We start from the raw sequence: 19,682 nt of genomic DNA on the forward strand, positions 1-19,682 counted from the left end.
CGCGGTCCGGCCGCTGACAACGGCGGCCGGACACCCCCGGCCTTCAACGCGTGAAGAACACGCCGTCCAGTAGCGCGTGCAGGCGGTTCATGGCCTGATCGGGCGTGAACGGTTGCCTGGGCCGATCCTCGGCGGCATACACGTCGGCGTTCACGCCGGTCACGATCAGATCGATCGCCACGCATCGGCCGTCGTGAACGGCCCGATAGCGCTGCATACGGCTGTAATGGTTCATCGCCGCATCCGCGCTGTCGACGCGCGTGAACCGCACGCCGCCGATCCGCTGGGTTGTGACCCGCGTGCCGTCGGCAGACCGCTCGCAGGCATCCACGGCACGGGCATCGTCGCTCGCCCCCACGCGCATCACGCCGCGGGTGAGCTTGTTCGAACCGGGCAGGGTCAGCGCCAGCAGCGGCGAACCCGCGGTGTCGTCGTCGGCCGTGGAATTCCAGCGCGAGCCAAGAAAATAATCCGGTTGGAATGCATTGGCCGCGTGCACGCGATCCGGATACACGACGACGATGCCGTAGTCGTCGCTGACGAAGCGGGTATGGCCGGCCGCCACCGGGGTATCGAGATCGCCCGGTCGCGCACCCGCACAGGCGGCCAGCACACCGCTGAACACGAGCGCGACCAGCCCGGCCCGGGCCCATAACGCAGTGACTCGGGTCATGAACGACTCCTTTGGCATTCGCTGCATCTAACAATAAAACACGGGAATATTGTAGTATGCATTGATTCCGCCTCCCATTGTGCGCCCGCCTCGCCCCATGACCCAGATCGAGGCCATGTTCGAACGCCACGGTCGCAAATACCGTGTGCTCGTCACACTGACGGTGTTGCTCGGCCTCGTCGCGCTGGGCATGTCGATCACCATCGTCAACGTGGCCACGCCTTATATCAAAGGGGCGTTCGGCATGAGCGCCGACCAGGTGCAGTGGCTGTCCACCGGATTTCTCGCGGCCACCACGGTATCGCTGCTGATCTCGCCATGGCTGATCTCGGCGTTCGGTCAGCGCGCGACCTATGTCGGGCTGTTGAGCGTGTTCATCGTGGCCTCGCTCATCGGCGGCCTGTCCACCGGCATGGGCAGCCTCATCGTCGCGCGCGTGCTGCAGGGGGCGATGACCGGCGTGGTGCGCCCGGTCGCCTTGGAAGCGCTGTTCGCGGTGTACCCGCCGCACAAGCGCGGCATGGCCACCGCCATGTACGGCATGAGCCTCGGGCTGCCACTGACCCTGGCCAGCGTGATCGGCGGCTGGCTGGTCGAGGCGTTCAACTGGCGCTATGTATTCTTCGTGGTCATCCCGATCTGTGTGGCCGCCATCGTGATGGGCTGGCTGTACCTGCCCACCCGTGAAGCGCGCGGCCCCCGCCCCTATCTGGACTGGATCGGTGCCACGCTGCTGTTCGTGGCAATCTTCACCCTGCTGGCAGCCCTGGCCAACGGCCAGCGCTGGGGCTGGGGCGATATGGCCATCCTCCGGCTGGAGGCGATTTCACTGGTGGCCACCGTGGTGTTCATCTGGTGGGAGCCGCGCCAGCCACGGCCGATCCTCGATCTGCGTATTTTCGCTAATCGCGGGTTTCTGGTCGGCTCCGTCGTCATGCTCATGTTCGGCGGCGCGTTCTACGGCGTGATGTACCTGCTGCCCCAGTTCATGGACGCGGTGCTGCACTACAGCCCGATCACATCGGGCATGCTGTTCACCCCTTCCACGTTGGTGCTGGCCGTCCTCGTGCCGCTGGTCGGACAGCTCAGTGACCGACTCAAGCCCCACTGGCTGACCTTGCCGGGTCTGGCGTTCGCTGCCTGGGCGGTTTGGCGCATGGCCGGATCCGACTGGAATACCTCGTTTGCCAGTCTTGCCACCAGCATCGCGCTGCTGAGCGTGGCCATGGCGGCGGTACCGCCGCCGACGCTCTCGCGTGCGATCAGCGCGCTGCCGTCGCACCTGATCGGCTATGGATCGGGCGCGATCAACTTCGCGCTGCAGCTGGGCGGCGCCTTCGGCACGGTGATCCTGGTCGCCCTGCTGGACCGCTACACCCTGTATCACAGCGATCACCTGACCGCCCAGCTCGACCCGGGCAACGACATGGCGCGCCGGGCGCTGGAACAGGTCGGTGCCACGGTCGCGCGTACCGGCACCAGCGATGTCTACAGAGACGCCGCGGCCCGCCACGTTCTGGCCGGCTTCGACCAGATCTGGGCGGTGATCTATGCCTATCAGGACGGCTTTGTACTGGTTGCACTCGCCCTGCTCAGCGTCGCCCTGCCGTCGTACCTGCTCAGCCGCTGGGCGGAGACCGACGCCGCGGCGAGCTGACCTCGCCATGGATATGACCCCCACATGAGCCAGACCCGTACACCCGAGACCGACCGCCACACGGTCGATGCCGACAGCAATGTGCCCCGGCCCAGACGTCGACTGCTCAAACTGATCGCCGCGGTAGTGGCCGCGGGGGCCGTAGTCGCATGGCTGGCGTTCTGGCTTTACCACCGCATGACCCATGTCGCCGAAAACGACGCGCGCGTGGCGACCCACGAGATCACCGTCAGCAGCCGGCTCGACGGCCGGGTCACCGATTTCGACCTGATCCAGGGCGACCGGTTGGCTATCGACGATCGCATCGCGCAGCTCTACAGCCGTCCGGACGAGCTGCGGCGCCAGCAGCTCGCCGCGCGCGTGGATCGTATGCAGGCCCAGCTGGATGCGCAGTCGACACGAATCGATATTGCCCGGCGCCAGATCCAAGGCGGTACAGAACAGACCCGCGACCATCTGAAGGCCGATATCGCCGCCATGCACGCCGCCCGGGCCGACATGGAAAAGGCCGACCACAACGCCGAGCGTTCGCAGTCGCTGTATCGGCAGAACGGCGTGTCCGAGGAAGAGCGCGATATCGACCGCTATACCTACGCCTCGGCACGGGCCGAATACGAACGGGCCCGGCGGCAGGTGGCGCTCGACCGCATCTCGCTGGCCAACGCCAAGACCGGCATGCTGACGACCCCGTCGACCACCGTGGCCAACCCCGACGTACTCACCAACGAGCGCGCGGTGATGCAGCGCCAGCTCGCCGAGGCCCGGGCAGCGCTGGCCCATCAGAGCAACCGGATCGCCGATCTGGCGGTGACCGCCCCGCTGGCCGGCGTGGTCGACCAGACGTTCATCGAGCAGGGCGAGTATGTCGCGGCCGGCCAGCCGATCGTGATGATGCATGACCCGGACGATGTGTGGATCGAGGCCAGGATGAAAGAGACCAAGATCGCCGATCTGGCCATCGGCCAGCCGGTCGCGATCCACGTGGATGCTCGCCCGGATACGACCTACCGCGGGCATGTGCAGGTGATCGGCCATGCCGCGACCAATCAGTTCGCCCTGCTGCCGGACCCGAATCCGTCCGGCAATTTCACCAAGATCACCCAGCGTATTCCCGTGCGCATCGCGATCGACGACGGACCGCGCGGGCTGCTCGCACCAGGCATGATGGTGGAGGTCAGCGTGGACCTGACCGCGGATGACGCGACCATCGCCGATAACCGCCAGCGCCATGCCGAGCCTGAGCCGGCGGCTGAATCCGCCACGGTCCAGCGCGGCCATCGCCTCGGACGGCAAAACGCCGACGGCGCGGCCCAGCCGAACTAGCCGGACGGCACCGACGACACGGTCGTGCTGCTACCATGCCGGCACCGGACGGCGAGCCTTTAGAACATGGAAACGAACGACTTCTTTCACTCGATCGGCGAAATGCTGGGCGCTGCGATCCGTCTGGTCGTTCAGGGGCTGCAGTGGATCTTCGGCAATCTCTACGGCGCTATCGACAGCTTCATCCATGGACTGACCGGCGCGCTGGGTATCGATTCATCCTGGTTTGGCATATTGCTACTGGTCATCGGCCTGGCGATGCTCTATGCCGGCTTGCGTGCGCTGCTGCGGCGCGCCTTCGTGGGCGGCGTGCTCTGGATCGTGATCGGGTTGATCCTGTTGAGCTGGCTGATTCACTGAGCTCAAGCGTAATGGCGTAGCGGCCGCTGCCGCTCTGTCGAGACCACGCCATAACGAGCCTCGATTACCCGATTGCGGCCAGCGTTCTTGCCTTCATAGAGCAACTCGTCGGCGCGGCGAAGCACCTGATTCAACTCGACGCGGTCGTCGGCGGCGTGCAGATGGCAGAGTCCGACCGTTGCCGTGACCCAGGGCGCAATCTGCGACGCCTCATGAGCGATACGAGCGCGCTCGATCGCCTGGCGCACTTTTTCGGCCAGCGCTGCTGCCTCGGCGATGTCGGCGTCCCACCACAACAGCACGAACTCCTCGCCGCCGAAACGGCCGCAGACATCGAGCGGGCGTCGCACGGTCGCGCCGAGCTCGCCGGCGATACGCCGCAACGCGGTATCCCCGGCCTGATGGCCATAGTGATCGTTGTAGGCGCCGAACGCATCGATATCCACCATCGCCAGTGCATAGCCGCGTCGTTCGCGACGCGCCATCTCGTGGGCACGATCGAGCGCCTCCTCCAGTGCGTGACGGTTGAGCAGGCCGGTCAGACTGTCCTGGCGCGACAGATAACGCAGCAGGGTGCCGTTGAGCCAGGTCCAACGAATGAAATATTCGGTCGAGTAACCGCCCATCACGCCGATCGCCAACAACAGCGAGGCAGAAAACAGGTGATAGTAGTCGTTCGGCGGGGGCCGGATCACCGCCAGTTCCACGACGAAGGCAACCACCGCGCCGATCAACGCCGCCGGCAGCATGAGCCGAAAACGCACCCGCGCCATCGAGAACATGGCCACCACCGTCACGCCATACATTTCCGCGGGCACGTCGAACCCATAGGGCGCGGCCACGATACGTTGTCCGAGCATGCCGATGTTCATGCCCGCGAACAGCACCAGCATCGTTGGCTCGATGGCCGCGGATTCGGCACGGAACCAGCAGAACAGGCCGCAGGCGACGATGGCGGGCATCATCACGCCGACCTGCAATAACCGTGTCGGACCGAGCAGGACGTCGGGCAGCTGCATGACGGACCGATCGACCGACAAGACGACGAGCATGCCGACGAACGACAGCGCGATCAGACTGGCACGACTGATCCGCCCCGAGTAACGCAGATAGCGTCGAAAATCCCGCTCCAGGCCGGGCTCGAAGCGCAGCGTGGCGAAACCGCGTGCGATCTGGCCGCGTAGACGCTCCACGGGGGGCGGCTGTGCGATTGCATCGGCATCCGCGATGTTGGGCGAAGGCCGGAGCGTGTAGAGATCGCTCGTCGAGGATTTCATCGACAGCGAGCCAACTCAGTCGTCATTCAATTTCGCACGCGTGCTTGAGGGTGCAACTTATCGTGCGCAATTGAGCATGTCATGTCTGTGCCACTTTGGCCGGGTAATGCCAACATCCGACGATGGTCCATCGACCGCTGCAAGGAATGCCTATGTTAGCGGCTGCAGGTTCGGTAACTTGATAGTCACCCCGATTACACTTGTGAGCCAGGGAGCGACAAGCCCATGAGCGCAGACAATATTCTCATCCAGGGCGGTGCGCGCGGGCTGGGTCTGGCCCTGGTCGAGCGTCTATTGTCCGATCGGCCCGAGGCCTGCCTGTTCGCAAGCGCACGCGCGCCGGAGCAGTCCGAAGGCCTGCAGCGGATGCACAAGCGCCATGGCGACCGGCTGCAGACGCTGACGCTGGATATCGCCGATGCGAACAGCATCAGAGCCGCACGCGAGACCGTCGGCCGCGCCTGCGATCGTCTGGATCTGATGATCACTTGTGCCGGGCTGCTCCACGACGCCGAGCGCGACCTGTGGCCGGAAAAACGCCTTGCCGATATCGAGGCCGATCATCTGGCGCGCAGTTTTGCCGTCAATGCGACCGGGCCGATCCTCATGATTCGCCATTTTCATGATCTGCTGATCCACGGCGAGCGCGCCGTGATCGCCACCCTGTCCGCACGGGTGGGCTCGATCTCGGACAATGGCCTGGGCGGTTGGTATGCCTATCGCGCCTCCAAGGCCGCCCAGAACCAGCTGACCCGGACTGCCGCGATCGAGCTGCGCCGCCGCTCGGCGGAGCTGATCTGTGTCGGGTTGCACCCGGGCACGGTGGATACCGCCTTGTCGGAGCCGTTCCAGCAACGCGTGCCCGAAGCCCAGCTGCAGCGCCCGGATCAGGCCGCGACGCATCTGCTGAAGGTGATCGCCAACCTCACGCCCGACGACAGCGGCCGATTGTTCGATTGGGCCGGCCAGCCGATCAATCCCTGACCGCGAGCCGGCCCGGGCTTGCCATCATGACTGTTCATACATACAGTTTATCGAATGCATCGCCCCACGCATCACAAGTCCCGCGGCGCGCTCACCAACCCGGCATCGCGCTTTGCGGCAGGCCATACCGTCGATTTCGACGACGGCTGGCAGACGCTGGCTGAAGACAGCCAGACTCCGCCGCGCCCGCCGACGCGGCTGCACGCCGACCCGGCCCGCCGCGTGATCAGCCGCAACAACTCGCCGGACGTGCCCTTCAACGCCTCGATCAACCCGTACAAGGGCTGCAGCCACGGCTGTATCTATTGTTTCGCCCGGCCGACACACGAGTATCTCGACCACTCGCCCGGGCTGGATTTCGAAACCGAGATCTACTACAAGCCGGATGCCGCCGAACGCCTCGCCGCCGAACTGAGCGCTCCTGGCTATCGCTGCGAAACGATCACGCTGGGCGCCAACACCGACCCCTATCAGCCCGACGAGGCAAACCTGGCCATCACGCGATCGCTGCTCGCCGTGGCCGATCGCTTCAATCAGCCGATATCCATCATCACCAAGGGCGCACTGATCACGCGCGACCTGGATCTTCTGACCTCGCTGGCTCAACGGCGTCTGGTCAGTGTTTTCGTCAGCCTCACCAGCCTCGATGCCACCATCAAGCGAAGCCTGGAACCGCGTGCGGCCGGGCCTGCCCAGCGCCTGCGCTGCGTGAGTGCATTACGGCACGCCGGGGTGCCCACCGGCGTGCTGATCGCGCCGGTGATTCCCATGATCACCGATCACGAGCTCGAGACCCTGATCGATCGGGCCGCACAGGCCGGGGCCCACAGCGCCGGTTACGTCATGCTGCGCCTGCCTCACGGCGTCAAGGACCTATTTCGTGAATGGCTGGCGCAGCACTACCCCGAGCGTGCCGATCACGTGATGAGTCTGGTCAACCAACTGCACGGCGGGCGCGATTACGATGCCACCTGGGGGCAGCGCATGACCGGGACCGGCGTGTATGCGGATCTGTTCGCCCAGCGTTTCCGTCTGGCCTGTCGCCGTGCCGGGCTCATTCCGGGCCGGCGCGGCCGCATCTCGCTCGATACCACGGCGTTCGCGGTGCCGCCGGCCGCCGGCGACCAGCACCGTTTCGACTTCGGCTAGCGCGGGGCCGTGTCTCCTGCGCGCCCGCTGCGACAAGCTACGACAAGCCTCCGGGCGAGGCGCAACCGTGCCCGGTTCGGAGGGCCGCGGCAGCTGGAACGGCGGTATGCCGCTGGCTCAGCGCGGCGCCGGTGACTCGCTGGATTCGACCAATTCGGTGATCAGGGTCACGAAATAGGGCAGCAGCCTGGGGGGCAGATCGTGGCCCATGCCTTCGATCTCTTCATAACGGGCATCCGGCATGACCTTGGCCGTGTGCCGGCCGTGCTTGACCGGCAGCAGCGGATCCGCCTTGCCGTGGATGATCAGCGTCGGGCACTCGATTGCCCCCAACAGGTCCACCCGCGACGGGGCGGCCATCACGGCGAGCATCTGTCGACGGGTACCCGGCGGATAATAGCTGCGCTTGACGTTGCGACGGATCTCGCTGGTCCAGTCGTCGAGGCTGCGCCCGTAGTCGGGGCTGCCGATCATGCGCATGGTGCGCGCCATATGGCGGGCCACCGTGTCCGGATCGTTGCGCTTGGGCGCCTTCGCCAGCCGGTTGAGCACCTTGAAACGGGCGCGCGGCAGACGGCGCGCACCCGAGCTCGACATGATCGAGGTCAGGCTCAACACGCGCTGCGGATACAGCGAAGCAACCAGCTGGGCAATCATGCCGCCCATCGAGGCGCCCACCATATGGGCGCGATGGATGCCGAGCGCGCTCATCAAACCCACGGTGTCGGTGGCCATGTCCTCGAGCGTGTAAGGGGCATCGATCGGCCGGTTCAGCCAGGCCTTGAGGAACGCCTTGCGCGGGCTGTCGTGCCGCGTGGCCGTACGGATCTTGGTCGACAGCCCGATATCCCGGTTGTCGAAACGGATCACCCGGAGCCCGTTGTCCGCCAGCGCACGGCAGAACGCATCCGGCCAGCCGGTCAACTGGGTGCCCAGACCCATGATCAACACCAGGGCCGGGTCGTGATCGTGGCCGAACTGCTCGTACGCCAGCGTCAGCCCGTTGGTTTCGACGCTGCCCTGGATGTCCGCGCCGTCCAGATCCGGCGCCAGCAAATCGGCCATAGCCATACGGTCCTTGTCCCTCGAATGCCCGTCACAGTGCCATGAAAGAGCCAAAGACGTTATTTTAGGTAACCGGCGCCCGACTCGTCACGACCCTCGACCGCACCGCACGAAAGATCGATCATGTCCTGTCCGACCCCACCACGATGAGCCTGCTCGACCGCCTGGCCGATGCCCATATCGAGGCCGCCGTGGAACGCGGCGAATTCGACGATCTATCCGGGTCAGGCCGGCCATTACCGCCCGACCCGGCGCGCCGCGTGCCGGCCGAACTGCGTGCCGGCTACCGGCTGCTCAAGAACGCCGGTTTCGTGCCGCCCGAGATCGAAGCCCAGCGCCAGTTCCGCGACCTGGAAACGTTGCTGGAGACCGTCGAACCCCGGAGCGCGGAGGCCGAACGCCTGACGCGACGCCTGCGCTGGCTGGAGACGCGTCTGCGCAGTACACGCCAGGGCCGCGCGCTGCTGCGCCGCGGTGCCTATGCCGAGACCGTGCGCAGCCGGCTGGCCGGCGGCGCCCCGGATGCCGACACGTGAGTCGCCTACGCCTGCACCCGGCGGATACGCCGGCCGACCGTGGCGTGCTGGCCGCCCTGGCGCATCGGATCTGGTACCAGCATTATCCCGGCATCATCAGCCTCGCCCAGATCGAGTACATGCTCGAACGCGGCTATAGCGATACGGCGCTGGCCGACCAGCAACGCAGCGGAACCCGCCTGATGCTGGCCTGGCTGGACAACCGGGCGTGCGGGTTTGCCGCCACGACGCCAGCGGGCGAGGCAGCCTGGCTCGACAAGCTTTATGTCCTGGAAACAACCCGCGGCACCGGAATGGGCCGGGCGCTGGTCGCGGATGCGATCGATCACGCTCGCCACCATGGCTGCCAGACCCTCCGGCTGCGCGTGAATCGCAACAATCACGACGCGCTCGCGGCCTATCACCGGCTCGGCTTCGTCATCGAAACGGCCGATGTGAAAGCCATTGGCAACGGATTCGTCATGGACGACTATGTCATGCGCCGTCACCTGCCCGGGCCGTAGCCGCTGTATCGTCGCCCCACGCTGGCAGCGCGTGGATGACCATCGATGAAGACCGCCACGCCATGCGCGATCCGAGCCACCGCGCGCCAGCCAGCGCTCTAGCCGCCCCCCTGGCCGATCGGTATCGATGCCGGGCGTGGCTGCTGGCGGGCCGGTGGTCGCTCGGACGCGGTGACGGCGCCGACATGGGGCTTGGGTCCGCGCCGTGGCGTGACGGTGTCCACCGCGCTCGCGGGCTCGGCAAGCAGAAAGCCGGCCACCCAGCCTCGGCCGCCGTCCGGTAGGGCGATCTGACGCCAGCCGGCGCGCGTTGCCAGCACGCGCACGATGTCGTCGTGTGCCAGGCGTCCCACGATGGCCGCCTGCATACCGGGCGCGTCGCGTACGTTCAGGCGGGCGCTGGCCACCCGCATGCGCCGGCCCGACCCGGCCGCTGCCAGGCCGGTGTCGAGCCCGACCAGCCAGCCTGAATTGCGCAGCAACCGGCGCTTGCCGCTATCCGATGTCGTTGCACGGGTCGTGGTCATCGCCGACTCGGCGGACGTCGGGTCGATCGCGCTTAAGGGGCCGCCGGCCAGACGCGACAGCGCCACCCGCGGCGCTCCGGTTGTTGGCAAACCGCGCAGCAGCGATTCGGCGACCCAGCCCACCCGATCCGTATCGGTCTGCCAGATTTGGGCCCAGCCGTCGCGGCGGGCAAACACTGGCAGCGACTGGCCACCAGCCAGCGTGGTCAATCGACGGCTGCCGATGCGCGGCTCGGCCCGCAGGTTGGCACGGCCGATCGTATGCGCTGACGGCAGCGAGGCGATCAGGCGGGCGCGGACCGAGCGATCGCTGCGTGCGAGCCACTTGACGGCGCGTGCCGGGTCCCGCTCCAGTCCGTCGCCGCCGAGAATCATCAGCGCCAGGTTCCGGGCGGCGGGCGACAGCCCCTGGGCGGCCGCCTCTGTATACCAATACCCGGCCTCGGCGACGTCACGGGGCACGCCATGGCCGGTTTCGCGCATCACCGCCAGGTTGTACTGCGCAGCCGCCAGGCCGCGTTCTGCGGCCAGGCCATACCAGCGCTGCGCGGCCAGTGGATCCTGCGGCACGCCCCAGCCGTTGGCATATAACAGCCCGAGCCCGTATTGGGCCTGTGCATCGCCGGCTTCGGCGGCGGGGCGCCAGAGCGCACCCGCGGTCGCATAGTCACCGTCAGTGAAAGCCGCGGCGGCCGCGTTTTCCGCCGCTAGCGCCGGCCCGCCGACCCAGCCGCTCAGCGCCAGGAGCGCGACGCCCAGCCACGCTCGGTTCACCAATGCGACGCGGCCCCGAGGCAGGCGTCTGCCCACAGGACTCGATCGATGGCCGTCGACATCGGCGTGCGCATCCGCCGTCAGCGATCAGCGGCGCGCGCTGCCATAGCCGATACGGCCGAGCTGCGCCTCGATCTCGGTGAGAATCGCCGGATCGTCGATCGTCGCCGGCGTATTCCACTGTTTGCCGTCGGCAATCTCGCGCAGGGTCGCGCGCACCACCTTGCCGGAACGGGTTTTGGGCAGCCGCTCGACGATGGTGGCCTTGCGAAAAGCCGCCACCGGCCCGATCTGCTCGCGCACCCGGGCAATCAGATCGGCGATGACCTCATCGGGCGAACGGGTGACCCCGGACTTGAGCACCACCATCGCCACCGGGAGCTGCCCCTTGTCCGCATCGTGAGCGCCCACGACTGCGGCTTCGGCCACGTCCGGATGCCCGGCGATGACTTCTTCGATCATGCCCGTGGACAACCGATGGCCCGCCACGTTGATGATGTCGTCGACCCGGCTCATTACCCAGACATTGCCCTGGGCATCGAAATAGCCCGCATCACCCGATCGATAATAGCCGGGAAAATCTTCCAGATACGAGGACTTGTAGCGCGCGTCGTTTTGCCAGAGCGTGGGGAAGCAACCCGGCGGCAGCGGCAGCTTCACACAGATATCGCCCATCTCGCCGTTGTCCACCTCCACGCCGTCGGGCCCGAGTACCCGGATATCGTAGCCAGGCACGGGCCGCCCGGCCGAGCCCACGGGGACATCGAGTGTCTCGATGCCCAGCGGATTGGCGCTCATTGGCCAGGCGGTCTCGGTCTGCCACCAGTGATCGACCACCGGCACGCCGAGCTTCTCGCCGGCCCAGACCGCGGTGTCCGGGTCGGTGTGTTCGCCGGCCAGAAACAGCGCGCGCAGACTGGAGACGTCGTAGGCCGCGCCGAGCTCACACTTGGGATCGACCTTCTTGACCGCGCGAAAGGCGGTGGGCGCGGTGAAGAACACGTTGACCTTGTGCTCGGCGATCACCCGCCAGAACGCGCCGGCATCGGGCGTGCCCACCGGTTTGCCCTCGTAGAGCACCGACGTGCAGCCGACCAGCAGCGGCGCATAGACACAGTAGGAGTGGCCGACCACCCAGCCGACGTCGGAAGCGGTCCAGAACACATCGTCCGGGCCCACCCCGTAGACCGCCTTCATCGAGTAATGCATGGCCACGGCATGGCCGCCGTTGTCGCGCACCACGCCCTTGGGCTTGCCGGTCGTCCCCGAGGTATAGAGCACATACAGCGGATCGGTGGCCGAAAGCGGCACGCAGTCCACCGGTTCGGCGGCTTCGAATGCGGCCTGCCAGTCCTGATCGCGGCCCTCGATGAGCTCGCAGCGCAGGGTATCGCGCTGGAAGATCACACAGCGCTCGACGGGGTGCTCGGCCAGCTCGATGCCGCGATCGAGCAGCGGCTTGTACTCGACCACACGCGTGGGCTCGATACCGCAGGAGGCCGATAACACCAGTTTGGGCGTCGCATCGTCGATCCGTTTGGCGAGCTCGGCGCCGGCGAAGCCGCCGAACACTACCGAATGCACCGCGCCGATACGCGCACAGGCGAGCATGGCGATCACCGCTTCCGGGATCATCGGCATATAGATGATCACCCGATCGCCCTTGTCCACGCCCTGGCTGCGGATCACGCCGGCGAACCGGGCGACCGCGTCGCGCAGCTCGGCATAGGTATAGCGCTGCTGACTGTCGGTGACGGGACTGTCGTGGATGAGCGCGACCACGTCGCCGCGGCCTTCGTCGACATGCCGGTCCAGACAGTTGTCTGCGGTATTCATCTGGCCGTCGGCGAACCAACGATAGAACGGGGCCGCACTGTCGTCGAGGATCTGTGTGGGCTCGCGGGTCCATCGAATGGCGCGCGCTGCCTCGCCCCAGAAAGTCGCGGGGTCATCGCGGGCTGCATCGAACTGGGCGCGATAGTCGTGGTCGTTACTCATGCGTTCTCCTCGAATTATCTGTGGCAGGCACAGCCGCCGGCCAATATGCCAGCGTCGGCCATGCCTGCCCTATACGACGAAGGTGGCGCGCTGCCCGTCCGCGTGCATAGGCGCGCGATATTCAGCTAGATTGCAGTCTATGCCCGCTCGCCCGTTCTCTGTCGAATCGCGCGTTTCGCCGACCCGTCGCGCGATCAGCATACTGCTGTGGACGGCGCTGGCTCTACTCGCCGCCGGCTGCGAGCGGCCATGGAACAGCCCCTACCCGGATGCCGCGACCGACGCCGACGTACTCTACCGCGCGTTCTCGGAATCGCCGCGCCATCTCGATCCGGCGCGCTCGTATGCCACCGACGAGGCCACGTTCACCGAGCAGATCTACGAGCCGCCGCTGCAATATCACTATCTCAAGCGCCCGTATACGCTGATCCCGCGGTCGGCGACCCGCGTGCCCGAGCCGCAATATCTGGACGCCGACGGCCGGCCCTTGCCTGCCGATACGCCGCCGGATCAGGTCGCGACAAGTGTCTACACGATCGAAATCCAGCCGGGCATCCGCTATCAGCCGCATCCTGCGTTCGCGACCACCGCCGACGGCGCCCCGCGCTATAGCGCGCTCACCGAAGCCGACCTGGCCGGCATCGACTCGCCGGCAGATTTCGAGCACCAGGGCAGCCGCGAGTTGAAGGCGGCGGATTTCGTCCACGAGATCAAGCGCCTGGCCAGCCCGGAAGTGAACTCGCCGATCCTCGGCGTGATGGTCGAGCATATCCAGGGGCTGGCGGACTATGCCGAACAGCTGCGCTCGATCAGGGCCGATCTACCCGCCGACCAACACCTGGATCTGACCCGATACGATTTCCCCGGGGCGCAGGTGATCGACGATCATCACTTCGTCATCCGCGTGAAGGGCGTCTACCCGCAGCTGCGCTATTGGCTGGCGATGCCGTTCTTTGCACCGGTGCCGGCCGAGGTGACCCGTTTCTACAACCAGCCCGCGCTGGCCGCCAAGAACATCACGATCGATACGTTCCCGGTGGGCACCGGCCCGTACATGCTCACGGTCAACAATCCCAACCGGCGCATGGTGCTCGAGGCCAACCCCAACTTCCACGGCGAACGTTATCCCACCGAAGGCGAACCCGGGGATCGCGCGGCCGGGCTGCTGGACGACGCCGGCCAGCCGCTGCCCTTCATCAAGAAAGTGGTGTTTTCGCTGGAAAAGGAATCCATTCCCTACTGGAACAAGTTCCTGCAGGGCTATTACGACAGCTCCGGTATTTCCTCGGATGCGTTCGGCCAGGCGATTCGTATCGACAGCGACGGCGAGCCGCATCTGACCGCCACCATGGCCGAACGCGATATGCGCCTGGCGACCACGGTCCTGCCGGCGATCTATTATCTGGGCTTCAACATGCGCGACGATGTGGTCGGCGGCCTGGATGAAAAACAGCGCAAGCTGCGTCAGGCGATCTCGATCGCCATCGACTACGAGGCCTATGTGGCGATCTTCCTCAACGGCCGCGGCATCGTCGCCCAGGGCCCGTTGCCACCGGGCATCACCGGTGCCAGCCAGGGCAGAGCCGGGACCAACGAGGTCGTCTACGACTGGAACGACGGCGCGCCGCGGCGCAAATCGCTCGACACGGCACGCCGGCTGCTGGCCGAGGCCGGCTATCCGAACGGTGTCAGCCGCGACACCGGCCGGCCGCTGCTGCTGCATCTGGACACCCCGGCGACCGGGCCCGAGTTCAAGTCGCAGATGGACTGGATGCGACAGCAGTTCGACAAGCTCGGTATCCAGCTCGTGGTGCGTGCCACGACCTGGAGCCGTTTCCAGCAGAAGACCGCCGATGGCAACGTACAGCTGTATTTCGGCTCCGGCTGGATGGCCGACTATCCCGACCCGGAGAACTTCCTGTTCCTGCTGTATGGGCCCAACAACGCCGTCGACGAGCACGGCCAGAACATCGCCAACTATGAAAACCCCGTCTTCGATCGACTCTTCCGGCAGATGCGCGACATGCCCGACGGGCCCGAGCGACAGGCGATCATTGAGCGCATGATCGAGATCGTTCGCCGCGACGCGCCCTGGGTATGGGGCATGTTTCCGCGTCAGTACGGGCTCTATCAGGGCTGGCTGGCCAATGCCAAGCCCAATGCCATGGCCAACAACACGGTGAAATATCTGCGCCTGGACGCCGAACAGCGGGCCCGGATGCGACGGCTGTGGAATCCGCCGTCACTGTGGCCACTGGTCGCGGGAGGGTTGCTCGTCGGCCTTCTGCTGGCCCCTGGCCTGTGGATTCACCGCCGGCGCGAACGGGCGACCGTGCGCCGGCCGCTCGACGAGGCGCGCTGATGCTCGGCTATATCATCCGTCGTGCGCTCTATGCCATTCCGGTGCTGATCGGGGTGAATCTGATCACCTTCATGCTGTTTTTCGTGGTCAACACACCCGACGACATCGCGCGCATGCAGCTGGGCGCCAAGCGGGTGACCCCCGAGGCCATCCAGACCTGGAAAGCCACCCACGGCTACGACCTGCCGTATCTCTACAACGACGATAAACAGGGCTTGAACACCGTCACCGACACGCTGTTCTTCCAGAAGTCGGTCAAGGTGATGGCGTTCGACTTCGGCGCCTCCGACGCCGGGCGTTCGATCGCGGCCGACATCCGCGAGCGCATGGGCCCGAGTCTGGCGCTGGCCCTGCCGACGCTGATCGTGGGCATGCTGGTCAATATCACCTTCGGCCTGCTGCTGGTGTTCTTCCGGGCCACCGCGATCGACTGGGGCGGCGTCGTGGTCTGTGTGCTGCTGATGTCCATCTCGCCGCTGTTCTATATCATCGCCGGGCAGTTCGTCGCCGGTAAACTCATGAATCTCGTGCCGATTTCCGGATTCGATGCGGGCTGGGACATGGCCAAGTTCCTGGTCCTGCCGGTGCTCATCGGCATCGTCGGCGGTATCGGCGCCGGCTCGCGCTGGTATCGGACCATCTTCGTCGAGGAGTTCGGCAAGGACTATGTCCGCACCGCCCGTGCCAAGGGTTTGTCGGATCTGCGGATTCTGTTCGTGCACGTACTCAAGAACGGCATGATCCCCATTCTCACCGGCGTGGTGGTGCTGCTGCCGCTGTTGTTCATGGGCAGCCTGATCATGGAGTCGTTCTTCGGCATACCGGGGCTGGGCAGCTATACCATCGAAGCTATCAACCAGCAGGATTTCGCCATCGTGCGGGCAATGGTCTTTCTCGGCTCGGTCCTCTATATCGTGGGCCTGCTGCTCACCGATATCAGCTACACGCTGTTCGACCCCCGGATACGGTTGTAGCGTAATGATCGTCGTGCTCTATACCGATGCTCTGATCTATCTGCTGCTGATCGCGATCGCGGTATTCGCGGTGTGTGCGGCACGCAGCAAGCCGTTGCGTCTGCCCTGGCTGCGCGTGTTCTCCCGCCCGGTGGGCATGATCACGCTGGTGATCCTGCTGGCCTATACGGCCGTGGGCGTACTCGACAGCATTCACTACCGCCCGACCGTGACGTCCGAGACCGGCGAGACCCACGTCTCGGGCGAGCTGGTCAGCGTTCTGGATGCGATCGCCGCGCCCCTGATCGCAAACGACGAGTACACCTATTCGGCACCGTTCTCGTTGCATTCCTATGTCCAGCAGGTGGTCACCGAACCGGGCGGCACCAAGGTCCAGGTCTATCCGCGGCTGGCTCATGCCGGCACGACGCTGGACGATACGGGCCTCACCCGGGGCGCCGATATCGCACGCCGCGCCGCACTCGGCAGCGCCTACGGGCTGGCGGTCTGGGCAGTCATGGCCGTGCTGCTGGTTCTGGCTATCGCGGTGCGCATGCGGCATCGGCCCGGCCGTGTTGCCGCGCGTATCGCTCGCGATGCCACCCCGCTGGCCTGGCGAGCCGCGCTGATCACCGCGGCCAGCCTGGCCGTGGCCGTCGGTGCGCTGGCCGCGCTTGCCCCGCACTATCACGTGCTGGGTACCGACAAGGTCGGGCAGGACGTGTTCTACCAGGCGATCAAAAGCATCCGTACGGGGCTGGCCATCGGCACGTTGACAACCCTGGTGATGCTGCCGTTCGCGCTCGTGCTCGGCACGTTGGCCGGCTATTTCCGCGGCTGGGTGGACGATGTCATTCAGTATCTCTACACCACGCTGAGCTCGATCCCGGGCGTGCTGCTCATCGCCGCGGCGGTGCTGATGATGCAGGTCTACATGGAGAACAATGCCGATGCCTTCGGCACGACCGCGGCCCGGGCCGACCTGCGGCTGCTGTTTCTGTGCCTGATCCTCGGCATCACCAGCTGGACCGGGCTGTGCCGGTTGCTGCGTGCCGAGACGCGCAAGCTCTCCGAGCTGGATTACGTGGCCGCAGCCCGCGGTCTGGGGACCGGCCCGATCCGTATCCTGGCACGCCACATGCTGCCCAATGTCATGCATATCGTGCTCATCCAGGTAGTGCTGGATTTCTCCGCGCTGGTGCTGGCCGAAGCCGTGCTCAGCTATATCGGCGTGGGCGTGGACCCGACGATGAACAGCTGGGGCAACATGATCAACGGCGCGCGCCTGGAAATGGCGCGCGACCCGATCGTGTGGTGGCCACTGGCCGCGGCGTTCGTGTTCATGCTGGTCCTGGTGCTGGCGGCCAATCTGTTCGCCGACGTGGTTCGTGATGCTTTCGACCCGCGCCTGCGCGGCGATGACGGGGGCCGCACCGTGGCCGAATCCGCGCCCGCCGAACCCGCCGGCGGAGCTCGCTGACATGGCCGGTCCCGCGCTGCTGGAAGTGGAATCGCTGCGGACCTGGCTGGATACCCCCGCCGGACTGCTACGTGCGGTCGACGACGTGAGCTTTTCGATCGCCGCCGGCGAGACGCTCGCCCTGCTCGGCGAGTCGGGCTGCGGCAAGTCGATGACCGCCCTGTCGCTGATGGGGCTGGCCCCGCGTCCGGCCACGCGCGTGCTCGATGGCCGGGTATGCCTGTCCGGTACCGATCTATTGGGGCTGGCCGAACGCGAACTGCGCGCACTGCGCGGCCGACGGATCGGCATGGTGTTCCAGGAACCCATGAGCGCGCTCAACCCTGTGCTGACCATCGGCCAGCAGATCGGCGAGGCACTGTCGGCGCATCTGGGTCTGGCACGCAGTACAGCCCGCGAGCGCGGCCTGGAGCTGCTCGCCGAGGTGGGCATGCCCGAACCCGAACGCCGCTGGGATGCCTATCCGCATCAGCTGTCGGGCGGGCTCAAGCAACGCGTGGTGATCGCCATAGCGCTGGCCGGCGAACCCGAACTGCTGATCGCCGACGAGCCGACCACTGCCCTCGATGTGACCATTCAGGCTCAGATTCTGGCGCTGCTGGCCGATATCCAGCGCCGGCGCGGCATGGCGCTGCTGCTGATCACCCACGACCTGGCCGTGGTCAGCGAGGTCGCCGATCGGGTGGCCGTGATGTATGCCGGGCATATCGTCGAACTCGCCGATCGCCAGACACTGTTCGCAGCCCCGCGCCATCCCTATACCCGCAAGCTGTTTGCCAGCCTGCCGGGTGCAACCCAGCGCGGCCAGAAGCTGGCGGCGATCCGCGGCACAGTGCCGCCACTGACCGCAACCCTGCCCGCCTGTCGTTTCGCCGAACGCTGCGAGCATGCCTGGCAGGACTGTTTCGAGACCCCGCCGAGCTGGCAACACGACCGCGGCAGCGCAGTACGCTGCCATCTCTACGATGCAAGGCACGCCGGCCGGCCGCTGCCGGCGGCGCCGCCGACGGCCGAGCAGCCGGCCGCGGTCTGTGCAGGCAAGCGCACGAGCCCGGCGCCGACGGTGCTCGATGCCCAGGAGGTGGCGGTTCACTTTCCCATCACGCGTGGCCTGTTCAAGCGTACGGTCGGCCATGTGAAGGCCGTGGACGGGGTGTCGCTGACGCTGTCTGCCGGTCGCACGCTCGCGCTGGTCGGCGAGTCCGGCTGCGGCAAGACCACCCTCGGCCGCGCGCTGGCCCGGCTGGTCGACCCGACGGCCGGCCGCGTGGATTTCGAAGACCGGAATCTGGCCGAGCTGTCGGGGCGCGCGCTACGCGCGGCCCGGCGGCGCTTGCAGATGATCTTTCAGGATCCGTTCTCGTCGATGAACCCGCGGATGCTGGTCGGCGAGATCCTCGCCGAGGGGCTGGTAGCACAGCGGATCGGCGCCAACGCCGGCGAACGCCGGGCGCGAGCGGCGGCGCTGCTGGCCGACGTGGGCATGCCCGAATCCGCGCTCGAGCGCTATCCGCACGAATTCTCCGGCGGACAGCGACAGCGTATCTGCCTCGCCCGGGCGCTGGCCCTGGAGCCGGCCCTGTTGATCTGCGACGAACCGACCAGCGCGCTGGATGTTTCGGTGCAGGCGCAGGTCCTCAATCTGCTCAAGAGCCTGCAAAGCGAACGCGGTCTGGCCTACCTGTTCATCACCCACGACATGGCGGTGGTGTCGTATCTGGCCGATGACATCGCGGTGATGTATCTGGGGCGTATCGTCGAATCCGGCCCGGCCGAGCGCGTGCTCACCGAGCCCCGGCATCCTTATACGCAGGCCCTTTTGTCGGCACGGCCGGCGATCGGCGGCGATATCAGCCGCGAGCGCATCCGGCTGAGCGGCGATCTGCCCTCCCCGGCCGATCCGCCGAGCGGCTGTCATTTTCACCCGCGATGCCCGTACGCGATGGACCGCTGCCGGCGCGAAGACCCGGCCGCGCGGGACTTCGGCGAGGGTCATACCGCCCGCTGCCTGCTCTACTGACGCCCCCAGCGAGCGGTGGCCTCAACCGCTGGCGCGGCGCT

General features: G+C 66.4%; 16 protein-coding genes. 11 read left to right on the plus strand and 5 right to left on the minus strand.

What is annotated here, in order from left to right; genetic code table 11:
- Positions 1–43: 43 nt before the first annotated feature.
- Positions 44–673 (minus strand): hypothetical protein, encoded by a 630-nt coding sequence (locus T31B1_RS02010; RefSeq protein WP_353247784.1) that lies wholly within the window; start codon positions 671–673, stop codon positions 44–46.
- Positions 674–770: 97 nt separating this feature from the next.
- On the opposite strand from T31B1_RS02010, the gene T31B1_RS02015 reads away from it, so the two are divergent.
- The 3 genes from T31B1_RS02015 to T31B1_RS02025 all read left to right on the plus strand — a co-directional run bounded on the left by T31B1_RS02015 (position 771) and on the right by T31B1_RS02025 (position 4,013).
- Positions 771–2,330, plus strand: a complete 1,560-nt coding sequence (locus T31B1_RS02015; protein ID WP_353247785.1) for a DHA2 family efflux MFS transporter permease subunit — start codon at positions 771–773, stop codon at positions 2,328–2,330.
- 24 nt (positions 2,331–2,354) lie between these two features.
- On the plus strand, positions 2,355–3,653 hold the full coding sequence (locus tag T31B1_RS02020; protein ID WP_353247786.1) for an HlyD family secretion protein: 1,299 nt from the start codon (positions 2,355–2,357) through the stop codon (positions 3,651–3,653).
- Positions 3,654–3,719: 66 nt separating this feature from the next.
- Complete coding sequence (locus T31B1_RS02025; protein WP_353247787.1) at positions 3,720–4,013, plus strand: hypothetical protein; 294 nt, start codon at positions 3,720–3,722, stop codon at positions 4,011–4,013.
- 2 nt (positions 4,014–4,015) lie between these two features.
- Here the strand turns inward: T31B1_RS02025 and T31B1_RS02030 are convergent, their stop codons facing one another.
- Positions 4,016–5,290 (minus strand): GGDEF domain-containing protein, encoded by a 1,275-nt coding sequence (locus tag T31B1_RS02030; RefSeq protein ID WP_353247788.1) that lies wholly within the window; start codon positions 5,288–5,290, stop codon positions 4,016–4,018.
- 225 nt (positions 5,291–5,515) lie between these two features.
- Here T31B1_RS02030 and T31B1_RS02035 point away from each other — a divergent pair, with 225 nt between their 5' ends.
- Positions 5,516–6,274, plus strand: a complete 759-nt coding sequence (locus tag T31B1_RS02035; RefSeq protein ID WP_353247789.1) for an SDR family NAD(P)-dependent oxidoreductase — start codon at positions 5,516–5,518, stop codon at positions 6,272–6,274.
- Between the two features lie 54 nt (positions 6,275–6,328).
- Positions 6,329–7,423 (plus strand): PA0069 family radical SAM protein, encoded by a 1,095-nt coding sequence (locus T31B1_RS02040; RefSeq protein WP_353247790.1) that lies wholly within the window; start codon positions 6,329–6,331, stop codon positions 7,421–7,423.
- Between the two features lie 117 nt (positions 7,424–7,540).
- On the opposite strand, the gene T31B1_RS02045 is transcribed toward T31B1_RS02040, so the two are convergent.
- On the minus strand, positions 7,541–8,488 hold the full coding sequence (locus T31B1_RS02045; protein ID WP_353247791.1) for an alpha/beta fold hydrolase: 948 nt from the start codon (positions 8,486–8,488) through the stop codon (positions 7,541–7,543).
- Between the two features lie 146 nt (positions 8,489–8,634).
- Between T31B1_RS02045 and T31B1_RS02050 the strand changes: the two genes are divergently transcribed.
- Together T31B1_RS02050 and T31B1_RS02055 are read left to right on the plus strand one after the other, a co-directional pair.
- The gene (locus T31B1_RS02050) at positions 8,635–9,024 is read left to right on the plus strand and encodes a DnaJ family domain-containing protein (RefSeq protein WP_353247792.1); all 390 of its coding nucleotides are present in this window, start codon (positions 8,635–8,637) and stop codon (positions 9,022–9,024) included.
- The gene (locus T31B1_RS02055) at positions 9,021–9,527 is read left to right on the plus strand and encodes a GNAT family N-acetyltransferase (RefSeq protein ID WP_353247793.1); all 507 of its coding nucleotides are present in this window, start codon (positions 9,021–9,023) and stop codon (positions 9,525–9,527) included. The genes T31B1_RS02050 and T31B1_RS02055 overlap by 4 nt, the downstream gene beginning before the upstream one ends.
- A gap of 98 nt (positions 9,528–9,625) precedes the next feature.
- Here T31B1_RS02055 and T31B1_RS02060 read toward each other — a convergent pair whose 3' ends face one another.
- Together T31B1_RS02060 and T31B1_RS02065 are read right to left on the minus strand one after the other, a co-directional pair.
- Entirely contained in the window at positions 9,626–10,828 is a 1,203-nt protein-coding gene (locus T31B1_RS02060; protein WP_353247794.1) for an SH3 domain-containing protein, read from the minus strand.
- An 87-nt stretch (positions 10,829–10,915) separates the two neighbouring features.
- Positions 10,916–12,826 (minus strand): AMP-binding protein, encoded by a 1,911-nt coding sequence (locus T31B1_RS02065; protein WP_353247795.1) that lies wholly within the window; start codon positions 12,824–12,826, stop codon positions 10,916–10,918.
- 139 nt (positions 12,827–12,965) lie between these two features.
- Between T31B1_RS02065 and T31B1_RS02070 the strand changes: the two genes are divergently transcribed.
- Genes T31B1_RS02070 through T31B1_RS02085 form a run of 4 tightly spaced genes read left to right on the plus strand, consistent with a single transcriptional unit; the run spans position 12,966 to position 19,641 of the window.
- Positions 12,966–15,188 carry an ABC transporter substrate-binding protein gene (locus tag T31B1_RS02070; RefSeq protein WP_353247796.1) on the plus strand — a complete coding sequence of 741 codons (2,223 nt, stop codon included), beginning with the start codon at positions 12,966–12,968 and terminating at the stop codon, positions 15,186–15,188.
- A complete protein-coding gene (locus tag T31B1_RS02075; RefSeq protein ID WP_353247797.1) occupies positions 15,188–16,162 on the plus strand; it encodes an ABC transporter permease in 975 nt (324 codons plus the stop codon). Before T31B1_RS02070 ends, T31B1_RS02075 begins: the two co-directional genes overlap by 1 nt.
- Before the next feature lie 4 nt (positions 16,163–16,166).
- Positions 16,167–17,621 (plus strand): ABC transporter permease, encoded by a 1,455-nt coding sequence (locus tag T31B1_RS02080; RefSeq protein ID WP_353247798.1) that lies wholly within the window; start codon positions 16,167–16,169, stop codon positions 17,619–17,621.
- Position 17,622: 1 nt separating this feature from the next.
- Positions 17,623–19,641: an ABC transporter ATP-binding protein gene (locus T31B1_RS02085; RefSeq protein ID WP_353247799.1), complete on the plus strand. Its 2,019-nt coding sequence runs from the start codon at positions 17,623–17,625 to the stop codon at positions 19,639–19,641.
- Positions 19,642–19,682 lie beyond the last annotated feature (41 nt).

It is taken from the genome of Salinisphaera sp. T31B1 (genome assembly GCF_040361275.1).
In the GTDB taxonomy this organism is placed as follows: Bacteria; Pseudomonadota; Gammaproteobacteria; order Nevskiales; family Salinisphaeraceae; genus Salinisphaera.